The sequence below is a fragment of the Marinomonas sp. A3A genome, from assembly GCF_018336955.1.
Taxonomy (GTDB): domain Bacteria; phylum Pseudomonadota; class Gammaproteobacteria; order Pseudomonadales; family Marinomonadaceae; genus Marinomonas; species Marinomonas lutimaris.
Genome location: NZ_CP025532.1, coordinates 4,179,890 through 4,200,483, shown reverse-complemented (window position 1 = coordinate 4,200,483; position 20,594 = coordinate 4,179,890). Strand labels below are relative to the sequence as shown.

Below are 20,594 nucleotides of genomic sequence, written 5' to 3'. Positions count from 1 at the left end.
GGTTGTCACGCCAGTGGCATTGCCGGGTAGCTATGTTCGGACGGGATAACCGCTGAAAGCATCTAAGCGGGAAGCCTCCCTTAAGATAAGATCTCACTGGGACATAAGTCCCCTAAAGAGCCGTTCGAGACTAGGACGTTGATAGGTTGGGTGTGTAAGTGCTGTGAGGCATTGAGCTAACCAATACTAATTGCTCGTGAGGCTTGACCATATAACACCAAAGTGGTTTTTAAAACTACGACACAGATTACGATTAAGCATCAGCAATGATGCACATCGGTTTGACCTTGATTATCGCTATTTCAAAAAAGAATTGTTAAAGATCCAAGCACGTATTCGCGTGTTTTGAGACAAGCTAACGATAAAAAGTCAGCGCACAATACAGTGCACCTCAAAACAAACGCAAAACGAATTGCTTGACGATCATAGAGGCGTTGAACCACCTGATCCCATCCCGAACTCAGAAGTGAAAAGCGCCATCGCCGATGGTAGTGTGGGAGATCCCATGTGAGAGTAGGTCGTCGTCAAGCTTTATATTAAGAAGGCCCTGATAGCTAACGCTGTCAGGGCTTTTTTTCGTCTGCAGAAAATTCTTTTGCCTGTAGGAATGCCATCTTGTCATTGCCTTCGCTTGCGCCTGTTTCGCAAGCTCAACGCGTCTGCGTGAATCCAGTACTAAAGTGCCTGTTCTCTTTTACTTAAGTTACTAGTGTCTGAAACAAAGTGTTTTTTGTCACTTATTCATCTGTTTGTAAAAAACTTCATTCCGTAATATAGATCGAAAGTCATATCGATTTCGTTAGCTATTACGAGATTATAAGTTCTTGTAAATATTGGAGCAGAGTTTTTATGGATGCATTGCGAACAGTGTTAATTTTCCTTCATTTGATTGTTTTCGCATTTGCTATAAGTAAATTATATATAAGTGATTTTAATCTGTTTTTCCGACGTTCGAATTTATTTGAGTTGCAGTTATTGGGACGTCAGATGAGCTTCTTGCTTGGTGGGCTGTGGATTACAGGGACTGGAGTTGTTTTTATTGATACGTCTTTTGACCCTGTGTTGATTCTTGCATCTGATAAGCTTTTGGCGAAATTGGTTTGTGTGAGTGTTTTAACCATTAATGCGACTCTGATACATAATATTGTTTTTAAAAAGGCCCAGAAAGCTAAACTAAGTTATACAGATATGCTGGTCATGACCATCCCTGGAGCCATTAGCACATGCTCATGGACATTTGCTGGTTTCTTGGGAGTGGCACGTCCATTATCAGAGTATTTATCTTTTCAGCATTTTCTGATCTTATATGGTGTCTGCTTGTTTTTGGCAATTGCTTTAATGGTCTTTATCTCTCCTATTATTAGAAGAAATTGGAGTGAAAAGGGTTATGTTAAAGGCCCACTTTCTTTTTCATGATAAGGCTTGTTTGCTAGGTAAAAACGTTCCCGGAAAGCTTTAGGTGTTAGTCCCATTTCTTCGATAAAGCGTTTGCGGAGTGCGCTAGCGCTTTGGTAGCCCATAGAATAAGCAATACTTTCGAAGGGTTGTGAGGTGGTTTCGAGTAAATCACAGGTTTTTTGTATCCTAAGGTTTTGTATGTATCGAGTAGGTTTCAGTCCTGTTGCATTGAAAAATCGACGTTGGAGTGTGCGTTCACTTAAACAGGCTTTTTCTGCTAACATCGTAATGGAGAGGTGTTCTTGGTAGTGAGTGCCAAGGTAGTGTTGTAGATTTAATATAGTATCATCACCATGATTAAGGCGAGGAGTGAATTTGTGGTAATAGCGCTGTTCACGTTGGGATGTGTCTATAACAAGAATATGACCAAGTTCTCTTAATACGCTTGATTTACTGTATAGGGTAACCAACTCAAAACCTAGATCCAACCAAGACATCATTCCGCCTGATGTTATAACATCTCCTTGGTTGATTATTATTTCTCCTGTTTTTAAGGTTATATGAGGAAAAGTTTCTTTAAACTGATTTTCCAGCTTCCAATGAGTTGTACATGCTTTACCTTCTAATAAGCCGGCTCGGGCTGCGATAAACGCCCCTGCGCAGGTTGTTGCTACTATGGTTCCTTTTTTATGTTGAGAGTTTAGCCAATCAAGTAACTCTGGTGCAGGATTAATATAAAACTCTTCATCGTAGCTAGGGAGCAGCATCAACACATCTAAATTAGCATCAGATCTTAGTGTGTGAGAGTCGATAATTTGTGGTTCGAAGACGACATTAACACCTTGTTCTGTACAGATCTGGCTAGCCATTAAAAATAATTCTTCCAGTCCATAAAGTGCGGATCGTAATGTTCCTGGATAATGAATTAAACCAAGTTTTATTTTTTTATCTGCCATAATCTATCTATACAACCTTTTTATTTCGCGGAATTCAACGTCAGGCCATGTTCAGCCAAAGTATTAAATATAATTTTTAATAAGCAGTGTTTCTATTTAGAAAAATATATGACATTAGTGAAGTTTGACTATGATGAGAAAATGACTAATAAAAAAGGAGCCGAAGCTCCTTTTTTATTTTAAAACAAAGTTAATGTTAATAACTTAGGCACTTATCCACTTCGTTCGCGGCACCTAGTATGACGGCAACGCGTTGGTGAATAGCTTCTGGCTGGATGTCTAGAATGCGTTGAGTGTGAGTGTGGGCTTTACCGCCAGCTTGTTCTAGCAACATTGCCATTGGATTAGCTTCATACATTAGACGTAGTTTGCCAGCTTTAGATGGATCTTTGTTATCCCAAGGATAGATGAAGATACCGCCGCGACAAAGGATACGGTGTACGTCACCCACCATAGCTGCTACCCAGCGCATGTTAAAGTTCTTACCACGAGAACCTTCTTTTCCTTTTACTAAATCATTCACGTAGCTCTGCATATTCGCAGACCAGAAACGCTGATTAGACATGTTAATAGCGAACTCTTGAGTGTCTTTTGCCACTTGCACTTTTTCATGGGTTAACGTGAAGACACGTTTGGTTGGGTCGTAAGTAAACATATTGACGCCATTGCCAGTGGTAAGAACCAACATGGTTGATGGGCCGTAGAGAACATAGCCTGCTGCGACTTGTTCTTTGCCAGGAATCAAAAAATCAGCTTCGGTTGCTGGTTTGTCACCTGTTTGGTGATAGATCGAGAAGATAGTCCCGACCATTGCGTTGATGTCGATGTTAGAAGAGCCGTCTAATGGATCAAAGGCAATGAGGTATTCGCCATCTGTGTTTGCAGGAACAATGTAATCTTCTTCTTCTGAAGCAATGGCTCTAACAGCCGAACAAGCAACGAGTGCATCTTTCAACATGTCGTTAGAGATGACATCCAGCTTTTTCTGTTCTTCGCCTTGAACATTTTCATTACCAGCCATTCCTAGAATACCTGCAAGCGAGCCTTGTTTTAGCGCATCTGAAATAGCGATGCAGGTGTCAGTAGTAACCGTTAACACATCTTGTAATGTTTTCGGTGTCGCGCTGGTTGCTAAAACATCGGGTAGGTTTTGCATGGTTTGGCATTTCCTTGTTATTTGAAGTTGCTTAAATTATGCCACTCTAGACATTGAGTGTCAGCCAAGGTAGGAATATGAAGGCAAAATAAATAGGGAAAACCAACGTTTTCAGATAATCTACGCAAAATGTTGAGAGGAATAAATATGTCTGCGTTTGTTGTACACAACCTAGAACTGGATGGTCAAGGCGGCGCTACGTCGTTACCTGTTTCGGAGTTACCAAAAATCTTGCCTGATCAAGGTTGTCGTTGGGTGCATTTGGATGCTCTCCAAGACGATGGCTATGATTGGTTATCTAGCTTAGAAGGTATACCTGAGACGGCTATAGAGGCTTTATTTGCTGAGGAAACTCGCCCTCGTACGGTAAAAATGGGTAAGGGGTTATTACTAACTCTGCGTGGGGTGAATTTAAACCCAGAGTCTAATCCTTCTGACATGGTGTCTTTACGTCTTTGGGTAACGCCTCATTTTATTGTTTCTAGTCGTCGTCGTAAGTTGTTGTCTGTACAAGATGTCGTAAAGGATCTGGCTAATAACGAAGGCCCAACAAATACAGGTGATATTGTTGCAACGCTGACAGAAACCCTGACTGGCCGCATGGCGAAAATCATTACTGGCTTAGAAGATGAGCTAGCGGATTTAGAAGAAAGTATTGGTGAAGGCATAGAAGCTGGCCAGCGAGATTCACTTGTTCAGCGCCGTCTTGAAACTATTCGCCTAAGACGCTTCTTGGTTCCACAAAAAGAAGCCATTAATAAATTGTCGCAAGAATCTATTACCTGGATGACACCGGAGCAAACCGCACAAGTGCAGGAAGCTGCCAACGATATCACTCGTTATGTGGAAGGATTGGAGTCGCTGCGCGAGCGTTGCTTGTTGATGCAAGAAGAGTTTGCCAACTTACAAGCTGAAAAAATGAATGCTCGAATGTATGTACTTTCGATTCTGTCAGGTATTTTTATGCCGTTGGGCTTCTTAACTGGCTTGTTTGGTATCAACATTGGCGGTATGCCTGGAACTGATAGCAGCGCTGCTTTTTGGTTGTTTTGCGTAGTTTTGGTGGTGTTAGGCGGTGGGCAATTTGTGTTAATGAGAAAAAGCCGCTGGTTTTAATTTAGCGGCTTTTTCATATCTTATGCTTTAAAGCACTGAAGATTATTTTTTCAGTGTTTTAACGCCATCTTTCGTGGCTAATAGCAAAATGTCCGCGGAGCGTTTTGCGAACAATCCATTCGTCACTACACCAACAATGCCGTCGATGCTTTTTTCTAGTGCTATTGGATCAAGAATTTCTAAATTGTAGACATCAAGAATATGGTTGCCGTTGTCCGTAACAACGCCTTCACGATAAACCGGGTCTCCGCCTAATTTTACCAATTCGCGTGCAACATGGCCGCGTGCCATTGGAATTATTTCAACTGGTAACGGAAAATCTCCTAGGATTTTTACCAACTTAGATTCATCCGCGATGCAGACAAACTCATCACTGCATGCAGCAACGATTTTCTCGCGAGTGAGCGCAGCGCCACCGCCTTTGATCAAATGCAGATTGTCATTCGACTCATCCGCACCATCAACATACACGCGAATGCTGTCAACGCTGTTCAAATCATAGACAGGAATGCCGTGTTTTTTCAGACGTTCTGTAGAAGCTTCAGAGCTTGCCACTGTGCCGTCAAATAAACCTTTGTGCTTGGCTAATTCATCAATGAATAGATTTGCCGTAGAGCCTGTGCCAACACCGACGATAGTATCGGCTTCTAACATAGGAAGAATGTAAGCAACCGCAGCTTCTGCAACGGCTTGTTTTAATTCGTCTTGAGTCATGGTGATGTTCACCTTCTATTATAATTTTACTAGGGGGCGGTATTATTCGGCTTATCTTTTATGATAAACCACCTCTGATGGTGGTGATATTATAGGCGCTTCAAGATGTGATTGTTACCCCGCCTGATCAAGCTAATTATCGATTTTATGCCTTTTTGATGTGGATTTAGACGTGATCTATCTTTGCGCCAAGAGAGGTGAAAGAGTATATTTCCTACTCGGTTTTTTTTGACTAGCAGTCAGCGTAGATGTCGTTAAGAACATCGTGTTGTCGATTTATATTCGTTTAGGAAACACTATGCCTCATACCATGATCAAAAAGATTCTACAGGCGCGCGTTTATGACGTTGCCGTAGAAACACCACTGTCTCGAGCCAATCAATTGTCGAATCGATTGGGTAACGAGATTATTTTGAAGCGAGAAGATTTGCAGCCAGTTTTCTCTTTCAAAATTCGTGGGGCATACAACAAGATTTGTCAGTTAACACCGGAAGAGCGTGCTCGTGGCGTTATTGCAGCATCGGCTGGTAATCATGCGCAAGGCTTGGCTTTGGCGGCGAAAAAGCTTGGCATTCAAGCGACGATTGTGATGCCAGCGACCACGCCAGAAGTAAAAGTTAGCGCTGTACGTAATCACGGAGCAGAAGTGATTTTGTTTGGTGATGCCTTTGACGAAGCCTCGGCAAAATCACGTGAGATCATGGCGAAAACGGGTCAAGTTTACGTTCATCCATTCGATGATTTGGATACGATTGCGGGTCAAGGTACGATCGGCATGGAAATCCTGCATCAACATGAAGGAAATATTGACGCGATTTTTATTCCTGTTGGTGGCGGTGGTTTGATTGCTGGGATTTCTGCTTATATCAAGTACCTTCGTCCTGATATCAAAATCATCGGTGTAGAACCTGAAGATGCTGCTTGTCTAAAAATTGCTTTAGAAAAAGGCAAACCAACTCGTTTAGCGACTGTGGGTATTTTTGCGGAAGGCGTCGCGGTGGCTGAAATCGGACAAAACACCTTTGCTATTGCAAAAGACACAGTCGACGAAGTGATTACTGTTACCACAGATGAAATGTGTGCGGCGATCAAAGACATCTATGATGATACTCGCGCGATTACTGAACCTGCCGGTGCGTGTGCCTTAGCTGGCTTGAAAAAATACATCGAGCGCGAAGGTGCCAAAGGCCAAACACTTATCGCTATTAATAGTGGTGCTAATGTGAATTTTGACCGCTTGCGTCATGTATCCGAACGCGCGGAATTAGGCGAAAAACGCGAAGCCATTATTGCGGTGAAAATTCCAGAGCATCCAGGTAGCTTTAAAGATTTCTGTCAAGCCTTGGTAGGCCGTAACATCACTGAGTTTAACTACCGTTATGGTGACGATCAAGAAGCGGTGATCTTTGTTGGCGTCGCGCTAGGTGGTAGCCCGCATAGTCGCAAAGAGCTATTGGAAGATTTAAAAGAATACGAAATCACAGATTTAACTGATGATGAAACAACCAAAGTTCATGTTCGTCACATGATTGGTGGGCATTTACGAAGCGATAAAGGCGAGCTGTTGTATAGCTTTGAGTTCCCAGAGCGCCCAGGTGCTTTGTTGAAATTCTTGAACACGCTTGGCGGACAATGGAATATTTCCATGTTCCATTATCGCAATCATGGTGATGCTTATGGTCGTGTATTGGTGGGCTTGCAAGCGGTAGGCGAAGAAACCGATGTAACTCAATTCTTAGATGAGCTAGGTTATCCATATCAGGATGAAAATAACAACGAAGCTTGCAAGCTGTTCTTTCGCTAAAAGCGCGAAAATCGTTTATCATTAGCGCAACTATTTTTTGAATTCAGCCCTCTGATTGGTAACGATCAGAGGGCTGTGTGATTCTAGTAAGTCGCTATTGTAAGCGACAAACTTACTGCTTAAAGGTCTCCCTGTGAATATTCAAACACTTCTAAATCAACGCATTCAAGCGGCTATGGTTGCGGCTGGCGCGTCTGATACGGCACAAGCGTTAGTTCGTCAATCGGCAAAGGTTCAATTTGGTGATTACCAAGCTAATGGCATTATGGGCGCAGCGAAGGCGCTAAAAATGAATCCTCGTGATTTTGCCCAAGCCACACTAGAGAAATTGGATCTGTCTGATCTGGCAGATAAGGTCGAAATCGCTGGGCCAGGTTTTATTAATATTTTCTTAAAGAACGTTTGGTTGAGCAAAGAGTTGGTGCAATTGCGCACCAGTGATCGTCTAGATGTCAGTACTGTTGAAGCACCAGAAACGGTTGTTGTTGATTACTCTGCACCAAACCTTGCCAAAGAGATGCACGTTGGTCATTTGCGCTCTACCGTTATTGGTGATGCTGTTGTGCGTACGTTAGAATTCTTTGGTCATCACGTTGTTCGTCAAAACCACGTAGGTGATTGGGGTACGCAATTCGGTATGCTGTTGGCTTACATGGAACGCTTACGTGCGGAGAATACCAAAATCAGCATGGCGCTTTCTGATCTTGAAACCTTCTATCGTGCGGCGAAAACCTGCTTTGACGAGGACGAAGCTTTCGCTGCTCGTGCTCGTGAATTGGTTGTGGCGCTGCAGTCTGGTGATGAAGAATGTTTGGCGCTTTGGGATGAGTTTATCAATATCTCCATGACTCACTGTGAAGAAACCTACAAGATGTTAGGCGTTTCTTTAGAGCGTCAGCACGTGATGCCAGAAAGTGCTTATAACGATGACTTACAGAACGTTATCAATGAGCTAAAAGATCAAGGTTTGCTGCAAGAATCCAATGGCGCACAATGTGTTTTCATGGAAGAGTTTGCCAATAAAGAAGGCGAAATTACGCCAATTATCGTCCAAAAAACCGGTGGTGGTTTCTTGTATGCCACAACCGATTTAGCAGCGGTGCGTTTCCGTCAACATACCTTGAATGCCAACCGTGTGTTGTATTTTGTGGACGCGCGCCAGTCTTTGCATTTTCAACAGATTTTTACTTTGTCTCGTAAAGCGGGCTTTGTGAAACCAGAAACACAACTGGAACACATGCCGTTTGGTACGGTAATGGGCAGCGACGGTAAGCCATTCAAAACTCGTTCTGGTGGTGTTGCGAAATTGTCGTCTTTATTGGAAGAAGCCCAAGAGCGTGCTTATCAATTGGTGGCATCGAAGAACCCAGAAATGAGCGAAGAAGAATTGCGCAACATTGGTCGTGTGGTCGGTATTGCTTCAGTGAAATACGCTGATCTATCGAAAAACCGTACCAGTGATTATGTTTTCAACTGGGATACCATGTTGAGCTTCGAAGGCAACACAGCACCTTACTTGCTGTACGCTTATTCTCGCGTAGCGAGCATCGTTAAACGCTCTGAGATTGATGTGGCGAGCTTGACCGGTGATATCGCTATCGATGAGCCGCAAGAACGCGCCTTGGCGGTTAAGTTGTGCCAGTTTGAAGAAGCGATTCAACAGGTTGCTAACGACGGTATGCCACATTTCTTGTGTGCTTACTTGTACGACTTAGCGGGAACCTTTATGACTTTCTATGAAGCTTGTCCTATTTTGAATGCTGAAGACGAAGTGAAACATAGCCGTTTACAATTGGCGTTGAACACGGCTTCAACTCTGAAACTTGGCTTGTCTTTGCTAGGGATTGAAACCTTAGAGCGCATGTAAAATCTCTCTACCGGTTTGTTTTAATGAATAAAATAAAAGGCGCTTTTCTGCTCGATTAGCGCCTTTTATGTTTTAAATCTTAAGTGACATAATCCGCACGTAAAATAGGATTAATAAAGAGGAAGAATCAGCAGATGAAAATTTATATTGCCTACACAGGCGGCACGATTGGTATGGTGCCTTCGGATCAAGGCTTAATTCCCGATGCGGCCTTTGCTGATCATCTTACCCAACATTTAAACGAATCCGATGAGCTTGCCCACGATTTTGCGATTGCAAGTTATGCAACTTTGATCGACTCTTCTAACGCTACGCCAAAAGACTGGCAAACCATCGCTCGTGATATTGAAAGCAAATGGCATGACTTCGATGCTTTTATTGTTTTGCATGGTACAGACACCATGGCTTATACCTCAGCGGCGTTGTCTTTTATGTTTGCTCACAGTGACAAACCTATTATCGTGACTGGCTCGCAAGTGCCCATGTATAAGGTGCGTACTGATGCGATGATAAATGTCATGGGCGCCATCTCCGCTTGTGAAGAACTTAACTGTGAAAAGAATAGCAATGGCGTGTTTTTATTCTTCGCAGGGCGATTGATAGAAGGCGACCGAGCTCATAAAGCTCACACCAGTGACTGGCAAGCTTTCAGCTCGCCAAACTGTCCAGAGCTAGGCGTGTTAGGTATTGATTGGCGCTGGCGCTCTACGGATGTTGTGAAGCAACCAATGACCATTCAGATTCCTGAGATGAACGAAGGCGCAGTGACTATTCTGCCTGTTTTCCCAGGTGTGCAGGTCGCTCACTGGCAAGGCTTGTTGAGTGAGAATGTAAAAGGTGCTGTGTTGTTAAGCTATGGCGCAGGCAATGCCCCCGATAAAGATCCTGCTCTTTTAGCGCTATTAAAAGCTGCGACAGACCGCGGTGTTGTTATTGTTAATGTGAGCCAATGTGGCGCTGGAAGCATCGCCGCGGGCGCTTATGCGGCGGGTTCGGCTTTGGTGAAAGCGGGCGTGGTGTCAGGAACAGATATGACTTACGAAGCCGCGTTTGTGAAATTGAGCTTCTTGATCGGTTTAGGTCTTTCGAGCGAAAAAATTAAAAAACACTTTTCCTAATGGAAAGCTAAAAGGGAATTTACATGGCATTTTTATATGTGCTCTTAGTGCTGATTTGGTCAACAGGTTTTATCACGGGCAAACTCATCGTGGGTCTGATTGATCCTAACGTCTTTTTGAGTATTCGTTTTGTTTTGGCAGGTTTGCTGTTTCTTGCCATTGCCTTGTGGCAGCGTCGACGCTTTCCTTCATTGAAAGAGTTACCCAAGCACATCATTGCTGGTATGTTGATGAATGGTTTCTACCTTGGCTTTGCCTATGTGGCCATCGCCAAAGGCTTACCCGCTGGCGTTATGGCCTTAATCGGCGCATTACAGCCAGCATTGGTGACCTTGTTAGCCTTCTTGTTGATCAAGGAAAAAACGTCCTTTAAAGGCGTCATTGGCATGTTGGTTGGTATCGTAGGGCTCGTGTTAGTAATCAGTCCAGCACTAGAGTTAGATATGAGTCACGGAGGCGTTACTTTGCTGACGTTTACCTTGGCTTGCACAGCGATATTTGCCTTGTCACTTGGTGTCACCTACCAAAAAATGTCGATATCATCATCTGATATTTTTAGTTCTATGGCGATACAAAACCTTGCGGCTAGCGTCGTCTCCATTGGCTTTATGCTGTTGCTGGGTGAAACCTTATTTGCAGTTCAGCTGGAATCTTTCTTACTCGTCATCTGGGGCGTGCTTGTGTTATCTGGCGGCGGTGTTTTCTTAATGGTGTGGTTATTAAGAAAAGTTCGAGCCTCACAAGTTTCCACTATGTTGCTGTTAGCCCCACCGTTAGCAGCGGTAGAAAGTTATTTCTTATTCAATGAATCAATGACAAGCATTCAAATTATCGGCTTTGTGATAACGATTGTTGGTGTGTATTTCAGTCGGGCAAAATCCAGTGATAATTGAGAAGAAAAGCGAGGTTAGCCTTTCTTTTCTCAAGGACTCTTAGGCTTTCTTCTCTAGAATCCTCAGCTTAGCTTCAGCACGATCAATCAAGGTACTGAAGCGTTCCATTTCATCGACGAAGTTGTCGAATTCGATTTTGCTTGGCAGTAGCTGACTGTCAGTTTGTAGGTGATGAACCATCTGCATTCTGGCGTTGGTAGCGAATTCTTTGCTCCAAGACCATTGGGCGCGAAGTAGTCGAGCCATGGCCGCTGCGGATAAATCGCCAATATGATCAGCAAGTAATCCTTCCCAATCGAATTCAAAGTTCTCCATCACTTTATGCAGTGTCATTAAGGCTTGAGCATTGCCTTGAATGCGTAGGTCACCGTCAAAGAAACCATCGCCATCTAGCAATTTTCGGTACGCCGCGCTCGGCCCTTGAACAAGTGTGTCCAATCGAGGATCTAGTTCGATCTCATCTAGACTTTCAGGGCGATTAAGCATCACACCTTGTTCGAGAATATGGATCTGCAAAATAAAGGTGAAGTCTTCCACATAAAGAAAAACTTGTTGCCCTGCTAATTTGCTTAGGCGGTCTTGGGAAGGTGTGTCTTGTTTAAGGGCGAGGTTGATCGCATTTTCAATGGCGCTGAGTGCCGATAAACTGATTGAGCCCATAAAAAATCTTCCCGATGATGGTGTGAATGCGATTAAAACTAAACTTGGTGAATTTGAATTACCGAAGTGTCACGCGTCTGGCCTTCTTTTTCAAGGCGATCTAGGTACATTTGCCAGAGTTCGTCGTGATTTTTGCCAATATTGTAGAGATATTCCCAAGTATAGAGGCCAGTGTCGTGACCATCGTCGAAGGAAATTTTCAGCGCATAATTGCCCGCACCTTCTATATTGTTTATGCCAACGTGTTTTTTGCCGTATTGCAGAATTGGCATTTGCATACCGTGACCGCGTACTTCGGCAGAAGGCGAGTGGACGCGTAAGAACTCAGCGCTAAGTCGAAAACTTTGGCCATCGGCGAAAGTGAGTGCCAATTCACGGGATTGCTTGTGGTAATTGATAGTCGTAGGCGTAGGCGTTGTCATGATCTCAGTATCCTATGGAAGCCCCTTCAATGAAGGGGCTGTTTCTAAAGAAACGCTTTTCTTGTAGAAGTATGAGTCAATTACAGAATGTATTGGCTTAGGTCTTCGTTTTCAGCGATTTCGCCAAGCTGTTCATCAACGTATGCGGCGGTAATGTCGACCGTTTGGTCATTCGGCATGTCGCTAGCGGAATAGGACACTTCCTCAAGTAGACGTTCAAGTACCGTGTGCAATCGACGAGCACCGATGTTTTCTGTGCGTTCGTTCACTTGGAAAGCGATCTCGGCGATACGATGGATGCCTTCTTCAGTGAAGTTTAAGTTGATGTGCTCTGTTTTAGCGAGAGCAACATATTGCTTAGTTAACGACATACTTGGCTCGACCAAGATACGTTTGAAGTCGTCTACGGTTAGCGCATCTAGTTCAACGCGAATTGGCAAGCGACCTTGTAGCTCAGGAATTAAATCCGATGGTTTAGACAAGTGGAACGCGCCAGACGCAATAAATAGGATGTGATCGGTTTTGATCATGCCGTATTTTGTGCTAACCGTGCAACCTTCGACCAAAGGCAATAGATCACGCTGCACGCCTTCGCGGGATACTTCACCGCCAGAGCGTTCAGAGCTTTTTGCGACTTTATCGATTTCATCTAAGAAGACGATACCGTTTTGCTCAACGGCTTCAACCGCACGCGCTTTTAGTTCTTCTTCATTGACCAGTTTAGCAGCTTCTTCGTCACGAACTTGGCGCAATGCTTCTTTGACTTTCAATTTACGTTTTTTGGTTTTTTGTGAACCAAAACTAGAAAACATGTTTTGCAGCTGGCTAGTCATTTCTTCCATGCCAGGTGGTGTCATGATTTCTACGCCCATTGGTGAATCGGCAACGTCGATGTCGATTTCTTTGTCATCCAATTGACCTTCGCGTAATTTCTTACGGAAAGTCTGACGTGTGCTGTTGTCTTCTAGTTCTGGATCACCACCACGAGCTGGTGGTAATAGCACATCTAGAATGCGGTCTTCCGCAGCATCTTCGGCTTTGTGACGCAGTTTCGCAGTTTCTTGTTCGCGAAGCATCTTGATCGCCATCTCGACTAGATCGCGGATTATTGACTCAACATCGCGACCAACATAGCCCACTTCGGTGAATTTAGTTGCTTCGATTTTGATGAAAGGTGCGTTAGAAAGCTTAGCCAAACGACGCGCGATTTCGGTTTTACCAACACCGGTTGGCCCTATCATCAAAATGTTTTTAGGGGTGACTTCCGCACGCATTTCTTCAGGAAGTTGCATACGACGCCAGCGGTTACGCAGAGCGATGGCGACCGCACGCTTTGCTTTTTGCTGACCAATAATGTGGTTGTCTAAGGCGTTAACCGTCTCTCTTGGGGTCATGCTGCTCATTATCAATTCTCTTCTATGTTCTTGAATGATGGTTGCGTTGCTTTAAAGTCTGCTTTTCTATGTTGATAGAATGTTACTTAGACTTATCTTCAAGCTGTGCATCTATAGTGATTTCTTCGATAGTTAAGCTGTGATTAGTAAACACGCAAATATCAGCAGCGATGTTGAGGCTTTTCTCAACGATTTCTTTGGCTGATAAGTCAGTGTTGTCAATCAAGGCGCGAGCCGCTGCTTCTGCGAAGTTGCCGCCCGAGCCAATGGCTAATGCGCCGTGTTGTGGTTCGACCACATCGCCAGTGCCGGTAATGATTAGGGTGCTTTCTTTGTTGGCGACAATAAGCATGGCTTCTAGTTTGCGCAATGCTCGGTCTGAACGCCAGTCTTTAGCAAGATCTACCGCAGCACGCACAAGATGGCCTTGGTGTTTTTCTAGCTGACCTTCGAAGCGTTCGAATAAGGTGAAAGCATCCGCTGTACCGCCAGCGAAGCCAGCAATCACTTCACCACGGTATAGACGACGCACTTTACGAGCGTTGCCTTTCATCACAGTGTTGCCTAAAGATACTTGTCCATCGCCGCCTACGACGACTTGATTGCCTTTGCGTACAGTAAGAATCGTTGTCATGGTCTACTCCAGTTTCGATTCTAACGAAATGGGGGCAAGCCGGAGGATTTCAAGCAAGGATTGCATACAGAGTCAGCTTTCACTTTCCGTATGCAATCTATACGAGATGGTAAAGGAGGGTTATTGCTCTTTTTTGACTTTATAAGAGTAGGACGCAATATCCATAGAAACGAGCTTATCTTCTGCACGGTTCATTTTAGAGCGTGATTCATAAGGGCCAAGTACAACACGATACCAAGGTTGTTCGCCTTGACCGGTCGTTTTGCGAATACTCGTTTCTACCATTCCAGAAAGAATCAGCTTTGCGCGCATGCGGTCAGCATCTTCTGGATTACGGAAGGAAGCTGCTTGCAGCATGTAATAAAAATCTTGCTCGCCACGAGGTGTAGACTGATAGGCATCAACGTGACTGGTATCTACTTCGCTATTCTGCAGTATTTGATAAAATTCAAAAGTGTCTTTTTTCGGTGCCGCTGGCACGGGGATTGGCGCTTTCTCTTTTACGGGGGCAGCTGTTGGTTTAGGTGCTACGGCCTTAGGTTTTTCTATTACTATCGGCTTTGGTTTGGGGGCAACTTGGTTCAGTTGCGTTAACCCGTAAATAAAAGCCACGAGGATTGCGGGGACCAGAAGCCATAACCACCAGGCGGTTTTTCGTTTTGGCGGCGGCGGAGTGCGACGTGTTGCGCCTTTTTTTGGGCGACTTCCTTTTGCTGCAATTTGAACAGGATTAAACATAATTTGGGCTTTTTGCTTTTAGCTTTAGCGTAAATAAATAAACAGAGTGAGAGTTGCGCACATTATGCGTGCAAGATCAGTAAGTTTCCAGTGGATCTACATCAATTGCGAAACGAATTCTATGTTGTTTTGTAGATTGCTCTAACCATTCGGTCATCATTTGCGTCGCCTGATGTAAAGGCGCACGCTGCGCGGCTTTGATCGAAATCAGAGCGCGGTGCTGTCCCGCTTTGCGAACAATGATGGCAGCATAAGGGCCAACCAAATAAACGTCCTTGGCAAAGTGGGGTTCAAGGTCGTTTCTCATAGCGGCTAAAAGCTGCATGGCTTCTTGTTCATTGCCTGATTCGGCGCGAATGATAACTTGGTGATAAAAGGGGGGAAGTGAGAGCGATTTACGCTCCGACAAGCCATCAATAGCAAAGTGTTCGTAACCGAGATTGCATAAACATTCAATAGCCGCATGATCTGGGTGATATGTCTGTAGCAAAACGTGTCCAGGCTTTTTGGCGCGACCTGCGCGACCTGCGACTTGGATGATGAGCTGAGCGGTGCGCTCCATACCACGAAAGTCTGAAGAAAACAGACCTGCGTCAGCATCCATGATGATGACGAGTGTGACGTTAGGAAAATGATGACCTTTCGCCAGCATTTGTGTACCGATTAGAATAGCTTGATCATGTTCATGGATTTTCTGGGTCAGCTTTGCCATAGCAGATTTTCGCTGAGTGCTGTCACGATCAATACGCAAAATAGGTACATCTTTAAATAGTGTGCTTAGCTGGGTTTCTATTTGTTCCGTGCCTTCACCAACGGTAAATAACTCTTCTGACTGACACTCAGGGCAAGTATGAAGCAATGCTTTTTGCGTGTCGCAATGGTGACAATGGAGTTTGTTTGCTCGCTTATGCACCGTTAGGTTGACGTCACAATGATCACAAGCGGCAATCCAGCCACATTGGTGGCACATTAAGGTTGGCGCGTAGCCGCGGCGGTTTAGGAACACCAAGACTTGTTCTTTGCGTTCTAAACACAGTTTCATACTGGCAAGAGCATGTTCGCTAAAACCATGAATGAGAGTCTTGCCTCTTAGGTCCACTCTTTCCATTTCTGGGATATGGGCATTGCCTGCTCGTTGACGAAGTTTGAGCCAAGCAAAGCGCTTTTGCAGGGCGTTGGTTAGGCTCTCATAAGACGGTGTAGCCGAGGCAAGTAGCACCGGAATATTTAGTGCTTGGGCGCGTTTAACGGCAAGATCGCGAGCATGATAACGAAAGCCTTCATGCTGTTTGTAGGACGTGTCGTGTTCTTCATCAATCACTATCATGCCAAGGTTCGGCGCAGGGATGAAAGCCGCGGATCTTGTGCCGATAATAATTTTGGCATGGCCGCTAGCAGCCAATAACCAAGCATCCAGACGCTCTCTGTCACTCATATTGGAGTGCATTAAGACGATGTCGGTATTGAAGCGGATTTCAAAGCGTTTCAGCGTTTGAGGTGTCAGGCCTATCTCTGGCACCATGACAAGAATTTGCTTTCCTTCCTCGATCAAGCGTTCCATGACTCGAAGAAACACTTCCGTTTTACCGCTGCCTGTCACACCGTCCAATAACGCAACGTTAAATTGATGACGGTAATCTAATAAATGTTCTGTTGCGCGCATTTGTTCAGGGTTAAGTGTCGGTGGGACTTGAGTCTGATGTGCGTGCTTTTCTCCCCCTTTATTAAAAGAGCGAGGCTCTCGGCGCAGCAAACCTTTCTCTTCTAGACTTTTTCCGGCGGCAGGGGCAAGGTCTAAAACTGATGCAGCATGTTGGCTTAAGCCATTGGGGTGCTGTTGTACGGCTTTTAAAAAGTCTTGTTGGCGTGGTGCTCTACTGAGTTGTTCAAGAGACAATGATTGCCCTTCTGGCGTGGTAAGCCACCAGTTCTCCGTTCGAAATTCAGCACTTTCACCTTTGCGCAGTAGAACGGGTAAAGCATGAAAAATCACATCACCAATCGGATGATGGTAGTAACGCGCGGCCCATTCGCATAATGCCATCAGCTCTTCGGTAATGACTGGGCTTTGGTCGTGCATCGATGTCAGAGGTTTGACTTGTTCAGGGTCCCAATCACTGGTGTCGCTAAGTGCGACAATAACGCCAAGACGACTGCTTTTACCAAAAGGAACTTTGACACGCATGCCAGGTTTTAGCTCGTGTCTTAGGGCAATCGCTTTGGGGACTTTGTAGTCAAACAGTGTGCGCATTGGCACAGGTAAAGCGACTTTGATGAAAGGATAAGGAGTAAGAAGCGCCTCTGACATGCGTTAGGTTAGACCTTGTTTAGTAAAGCAAAAATAGGATGTCTTGATCATTTCTTAAGTGTACGTCAGAGTAGTGGGTCGGTGCGAGCCACAATTTTATGAGAAAAGCATGAAAAAAGGTTGCTGATTGGACAATAGATCCCTAAAATACGCGACTCTTGGCTCCACTGTACAATGTCTGTACAACGAAACGTGCGGTGCTTGACGCGGCGAAAGCCCATTTATATCGATCAAGTGGCGGCACACCAAACCTAAAGGTATATACGATGAAAAAAGATATCCACCCAAATTACTCTGCAGTTACTGCTACTTGTACTTGTGGTAACACTCTAAACCTAAATTCTACTTTAGGTAGCGACCTTCACGTCGACGTATGCAGCAACTGTCACCCATTCTACACAGGTCAACAGAAAATGGTTGATACTGGTGGTCGTGTTGATCGCTTCAACAAACGTTTCGGAGCACGTCGTACTACTAAGTAATTGGTGGCATGATAGTGATCGCATTAAAAAAGCGCCAAGTTCTCTTGGCGCTTTTTTTGTTTTTGTCCTTTGTCGCTCAAGCCAATGAAGCTTGTACGGCAATAGGCGAGCTCGAAAAAGCTCAGATCAAGAGAGTGGTGGATGGTGACACTATACATCTTGCCGATGGCCGAAAAGTTCGGCTGGTGGGTATAGATACACCTGAACTTGACCACAAAAAAGGCAATCATGAGCCTTATGCTGTCGCGGCAACAGACTTTCTCCGCTCTCGCCTCGATCAATTTGTCTACATACAAAGAGCGAAAAACGATCAAGATAGATATGGTCGTTATTTGTACTACCTTTTCGATAAAGATCGTATTTCACTGACGAGTCAGTTATTATCCGAAGGACTTGGTTATCGTATTGCTGTCCCTCCAAACTTAGCCTATCAAGACTGTTTCGAGGCGGCTGAAACCGCAGCTCGCAATGCGCATAAGGGATTATGGCAGCAAAATTTGCAATGGCAGCCAAAAGCTGGGTTTGCAATCTCCCGTGTCAACATCACTTCAATTACTCAGAACCGAGGAGGTTGGTGGCTAGAAACCGATCAGGATCTAGTGATCAATTTACCACTAGGCGTTACTGATTATTGGCCCGCCCAAGAAGTGTTTTATCTTGAGGGTAAGGAAATTGAAGTGCGTGGTTGGCAACATCAAAGGAAAAGTCGACATTCAGACTTTAAGTCTTGGGTACTTTCTGTAAGACATCCCAATGACTTGCTTGAAATCAAAGCTTCTCTCAAACATTGATTGATAGAATATTCCTATGGTTTTACGCTTTAAAGTATTGAGTAGATCGATTATTCTGACGACACAAAATTATAAGGTGCCACTTTCGAAGCTTTTGTAGGCTTGGGAACAAGGCCCCGTTTGGCTATGATAAAACTAATTAATTACACCAAATAGACGGAAACATCATAATGGCAGAAGATATAAAGCAAGCTGCACTGGACTACCATGAGTATCCAGTTCCAGGAAAACTGAGCGTAACTATTACGAAACCAACAGCGACCGCTCGTGACCTTTCTCTAGCTTACAGCCCAGGTGTGGCTGAGCCTTGTCGTGAAATCGCAAAAGATCCAGAAGCTGCTTACCGTTACACTGGTAAAGGTAACCTAGTTGCTGTTATTTCTGATGGCTCTGCGATTCTTGGATTGGGTAATCTAGGTCCATTGGCAAGTAAGCCAGTAATGGAAGGTAAAGGTTTATTGTTTAAGCGTTTTGCTGGCATTAACTCTGTTGATGTGGAAGTTGAATCTGAAAGCCCACAAGCATTCATTGATACTGTTGCTCGTATTGCGAACACTTACGGTGGTATCAACTTAGAAGATATCAAAGCGCCTGAGTGTTTTGAAATCGAACGTCAATTGATCGAACGTTGTTCTATCCCTGTTTTCCATGATGATCAACACGGTACAGCGATTGTTACCGCTGCAGGCCTTTTGAATGCGCTTGAGCTTCAAGGTAAAAATATTGCAGATGCAAAAATCGTTTGTCTAGGTGCTGGTGCTGCTGCAACAGCCTGTATGAAGCTGATCATTGCTTGTGGCGCACAGCGCGAAAACATCTTCGTTCTTGATCGTAATGGTGTTATTCACTCTGGCCGTACTGACTTGAATCAGTTTAAAGCTATGTTTGCGATTGATACTGACAAGCGCACGCTTGATGATGCGATTGATGGTGCTGACGTATTTATCGGCGTATCTGGCCCAGATCTATTGTCTGCTGATCAGCTTGCTAAAATGGCGGCGAACCCAATCGTTTTCGCTTGCTCAAACCCTGATCCAGAAATTAATCCAGAGCTTGCTCGTGCAACTCGTGATGACTTGATCATGGCGACTGGTCGTTCTGATTACCCTAACCAAGTAAATAACGTTCTTGGCTTCCCTTTCATCTTCCGTGGTGCTTTAGACGTTCGCGCGACTAAGATCAACGAAGAAATGAAATTGGCTGCAGTTCACGCGCTGAAAGATCTTGCGAAAGAAGAAGCGCCTGCTGATGTTGTTGCTGCATACGGCGGCGCACCATTGAGCTTTGGTAAAGAATACATCTTGCCAAAACCAATGGATGCTCGTTTGCTTAATGTTGTTTCTGCAGCAGTTGCTCGTGCAGCGGTTGATTCTGGTGTGGCTATGCTTCCATACCCAGCTTTCTACCCACTAGAGAATCTTGATCACTTCGGTGCTTAATCGAATAGTGATCTGCTAAAAAGGCGGCTCCCTCATAAGGAGTCGCCTTTTTTTGCGAAATTTTTTAGATGAAACACTGTAATAACATGGATAAACGTATAGGAGGAATGGAATGAAAGTGGCTATTTACTGTGGCTCGGCAGAGGGAAACTCTCCTGATTATGTCAATGGCGTAAAAGCTTTAGGCGAATACCTTGCTCGGCAAGGAGTAGATGTTGTCTACGGTGGAGGCAAGGTAGGCTTAATGGGAGTTATTGCTAATTCAGCTTTAAAAGCTGGTGGTAAGGTTATCGGTGTTATTCCTACACACCTTGAGTCCAAAGAAATTGCTCATACAGGTTTAACTGAGCTTCATGTTGTCGCTAATATGCATGAGCGCAAAGCTAAGATGAGTGAGTTGGCCGATGCTTTTGTCGCGCTTCCTGGTGGCGTAGGAACACTAGAGGAAATGTTTGAGATATGGACTTGGGGGCAGCTCGGGTTACACGATAAACCTTGTGCTTTTTACAATATAAATGGCTTTTACGATCCCTTGTTTACTATGGTGGAAAGCATGCAGAAGGCAGGATTTGTGAAACAGTCTTATATCGACATGATCATTAACGTGAATACGCCGGAAACTTTAGTGTCCGCTTTTAAAAATTATCAAGCGCCTCTGGCTAAGTGGAGTTAACGGGTTTACCGTTATAAAAAATGCCAGCGCT

Annotated in this window: 19 protein-coding genes, 1 rRNA gene and 1 other annotated feature; of the genes, 11 read left to right on the top strand and 9 right to left on the bottom strand. The window is 44.4% G+C overall.

All coding sequences use genetic code 11. From position 1 onward, the window contains the following. Positions 1–96 precede the first annotated feature (96 nt). Positions 97–198 (top strand) — a sequence feature (23S ribosomal RNA rRNA prediction is too short). Between the two features lie 217 nt (positions 199–415). After that, positions 416–530, top strand: a 5S ribosomal RNA gene (gene rrf / locus CYL31_RS19670). A 319-nt stretch (positions 531–849) separates the two neighbouring features. Continuing rightward, entirely contained in the window at positions 850–1,416 is a 567-nt protein-coding gene (locus CYL31_RS19665; RefSeq protein ID WP_212916830.1) for a hypothetical protein, read from the top strand. Here CYL31_RS19665 and CYL31_RS19660 read toward each other — a convergent pair. Together CYL31_RS19660 and CYL31_RS19655 are read right to left on the bottom strand one after the other, a co-directional pair. Beyond that, positions 1,386–2,354: a GlxA family transcriptional regulator gene (locus CYL31_RS19660; protein ID WP_212916829.1), complete on the bottom strand. Its 969-nt coding sequence runs from the start codon at positions 2,352–2,354 to the stop codon at positions 1,386–1,388. The genes CYL31_RS19665 and CYL31_RS19660 overlap by 31 nt on opposite strands. A gap of 196 nt (positions 2,355–2,550) precedes the next feature. Then, positions 2,551–3,510, bottom strand: a complete 960-nt coding sequence (locus tag CYL31_RS19655; RefSeq protein WP_212916828.1) for a class 1 fructose-bisphosphatase — start codon at positions 3,508–3,510, stop codon at positions 2,551–2,553. Between the two features lie 147 nt (positions 3,511–3,657). Here CYL31_RS19655 and CYL31_RS19650 point away from each other — a divergent pair, with 147 nt between their 5' ends. Continuing rightward, positions 3,658–4,626, top strand: coding sequence for a zinc transporter ZntB (locus CYL31_RS19650; protein WP_212916827.1), 969 nt, complete (start codon positions 3,658–3,660; stop codon positions 4,624–4,626). Between the two features lie 42 nt (positions 4,627–4,668). Here CYL31_RS19650 and rpiA read toward each other — a convergent pair whose 3' ends face one another. Further along, a complete protein-coding gene (gene rpiA, locus CYL31_RS19645) occupies positions 4,669–5,340 on the bottom strand; it encodes a ribose-5-phosphate isomerase RpiA (protein WP_212916826.1) in 672 nt (223 codons plus the stop codon). A 298-nt stretch (positions 5,341–5,638) separates the two neighbouring features. Here rpiA and ilvA point away from each other — a divergent pair, with 298 nt between their 5' ends. The 4 genes from ilvA (at position 5,639) to CYL31_RS19625 (ending at position 11,022) form a co-directional block, all read left to right on the top strand. Further along, positions 5,639–7,144, top strand: a complete 1,506-nt coding sequence (gene ilvA, locus CYL31_RS19640; protein ID WP_212916825.1) for a threonine ammonia-lyase, biosynthetic — start codon at positions 5,639–5,641, stop codon at positions 7,142–7,144. A 133-nt stretch (positions 7,145–7,277) separates the two neighbouring features. Then, a complete protein-coding gene (argS, locus tag CYL31_RS19635) occupies positions 7,278–9,011 on the top strand; it encodes an arginine--tRNA ligase (protein WP_212916824.1) in 1,734 nt (577 codons plus the stop codon). A gap of 134 nt (positions 9,012–9,145) precedes the next feature. Continuing rightward, positions 9,146–10,129, top strand: a complete 984-nt coding sequence (locus tag CYL31_RS19630; protein WP_212916823.1) for an asparaginase — start codon at positions 9,146–9,148, stop codon at positions 10,127–10,129. 23 nt (positions 10,130–10,152) lie between these two features. Continuing rightward, positions 10,153–11,022 carry a DMT family transporter gene (locus CYL31_RS19625; RefSeq protein ID WP_212916822.1) on the top strand — a complete coding sequence of 290 codons (870 nt, stop codon included), beginning with the start codon at positions 10,153–10,155 and terminating at the stop codon, positions 11,020–11,022. Positions 11,023–11,061: 39 nt separating this feature from the next. On the opposite strand, the gene CYL31_RS19620 is transcribed toward CYL31_RS19625, so the two are convergent. The 6 genes from CYL31_RS19620 to CYL31_RS19595 form a co-directional block, all read right to left on the bottom strand. After that, positions 11,062–11,682, bottom strand: a complete 621-nt coding sequence (locus CYL31_RS19620; protein ID WP_212916821.1) for a ubiquinone biosynthesis accessory factor UbiJ — start codon at positions 11,680–11,682, stop codon at positions 11,062–11,064. Between the two features lie 38 nt (positions 11,683–11,720). After that, positions 11,721–12,104, bottom strand: coding sequence for a gamma-butyrobetaine hydroxylase family protein (locus CYL31_RS19615; RefSeq protein ID WP_212916820.1), 384 nt, complete (start codon positions 12,102–12,104; stop codon positions 11,721–11,723). An 80-nt stretch (positions 12,105–12,184) separates the two neighbouring features. Further along, a complete protein-coding gene (hslU, locus tag CYL31_RS19610) occupies positions 12,185–13,507 on the bottom strand; it encodes an ATP-dependent protease ATPase subunit HslU (protein WP_212916819.1) in 1,323 nt (440 codons plus the stop codon). Between the two features lie 73 nt (positions 13,508–13,580). After that, on the bottom strand, positions 13,581–14,132 hold the full coding sequence (gene hslV / locus CYL31_RS19605; RefSeq protein WP_212916818.1) for an ATP-dependent protease subunit HslV: 552 nt from the start codon (positions 14,130–14,132) through the stop codon (positions 13,581–13,583). Between the two features lie 120 nt (positions 14,133–14,252). Continuing rightward, a complete protein-coding gene (locus CYL31_RS19600; protein ID WP_212916817.1) occupies positions 14,253–14,870 on the bottom strand; it encodes an SPOR domain-containing protein in 618 nt (205 codons plus the stop codon). 76 nt (positions 14,871–14,946) lie between these two features. Beyond that, positions 14,947–17,178 (bottom strand): primosomal protein N', encoded by a 2,232-nt coding sequence (locus tag CYL31_RS19595; protein WP_212916816.1) that lies wholly within the window; start codon positions 17,176–17,178, stop codon positions 14,947–14,949. A gap of 266 nt (positions 17,179–17,444) precedes the next feature. Here CYL31_RS19595 and rpmE point away from each other — a divergent pair, with 266 nt between their 5' ends. The 4 genes from rpmE (at position 17,445) to CYL31_RS19575 (ending at position 20,563) form a co-directional block, all read left to right on the top strand. After that, a complete protein-coding gene (rpmE, locus tag CYL31_RS19590; protein ID WP_072840831.1) occupies positions 17,445–17,660 on the top strand; it encodes a 50S ribosomal protein L31 in 216 nt (71 codons plus the stop codon). 8 nt (positions 17,661–17,668) lie between these two features. Then, the gene (locus CYL31_RS19585) at positions 17,669–18,451 is read left to right on the top strand and encodes a thermonuclease family protein (protein WP_212916815.1); all 783 of its coding nucleotides are present in this window, start codon (positions 17,669–17,671) and stop codon (positions 18,449–18,451) included. Positions 18,452–18,621: 170 nt separating this feature from the next. After that, the gene (locus CYL31_RS19580; protein WP_212916814.1) at positions 18,622–19,890 is read left to right on the top strand and encodes a malic enzyme-like NAD(P)-binding protein; all 1,269 of its coding nucleotides are present in this window, start codon (positions 18,622–18,624) and stop codon (positions 19,888–19,890) included. Positions 19,891–20,002: 112 nt separating this feature from the next. After that, complete coding sequence (locus CYL31_RS19575) at positions 20,003–20,563, top strand: LOG family protein (RefSeq protein ID WP_212916813.1); 561 nt, start codon at positions 20,003–20,005, stop codon at positions 20,561–20,563. Positions 20,564–20,594: the final 31 nt, after the last annotated feature.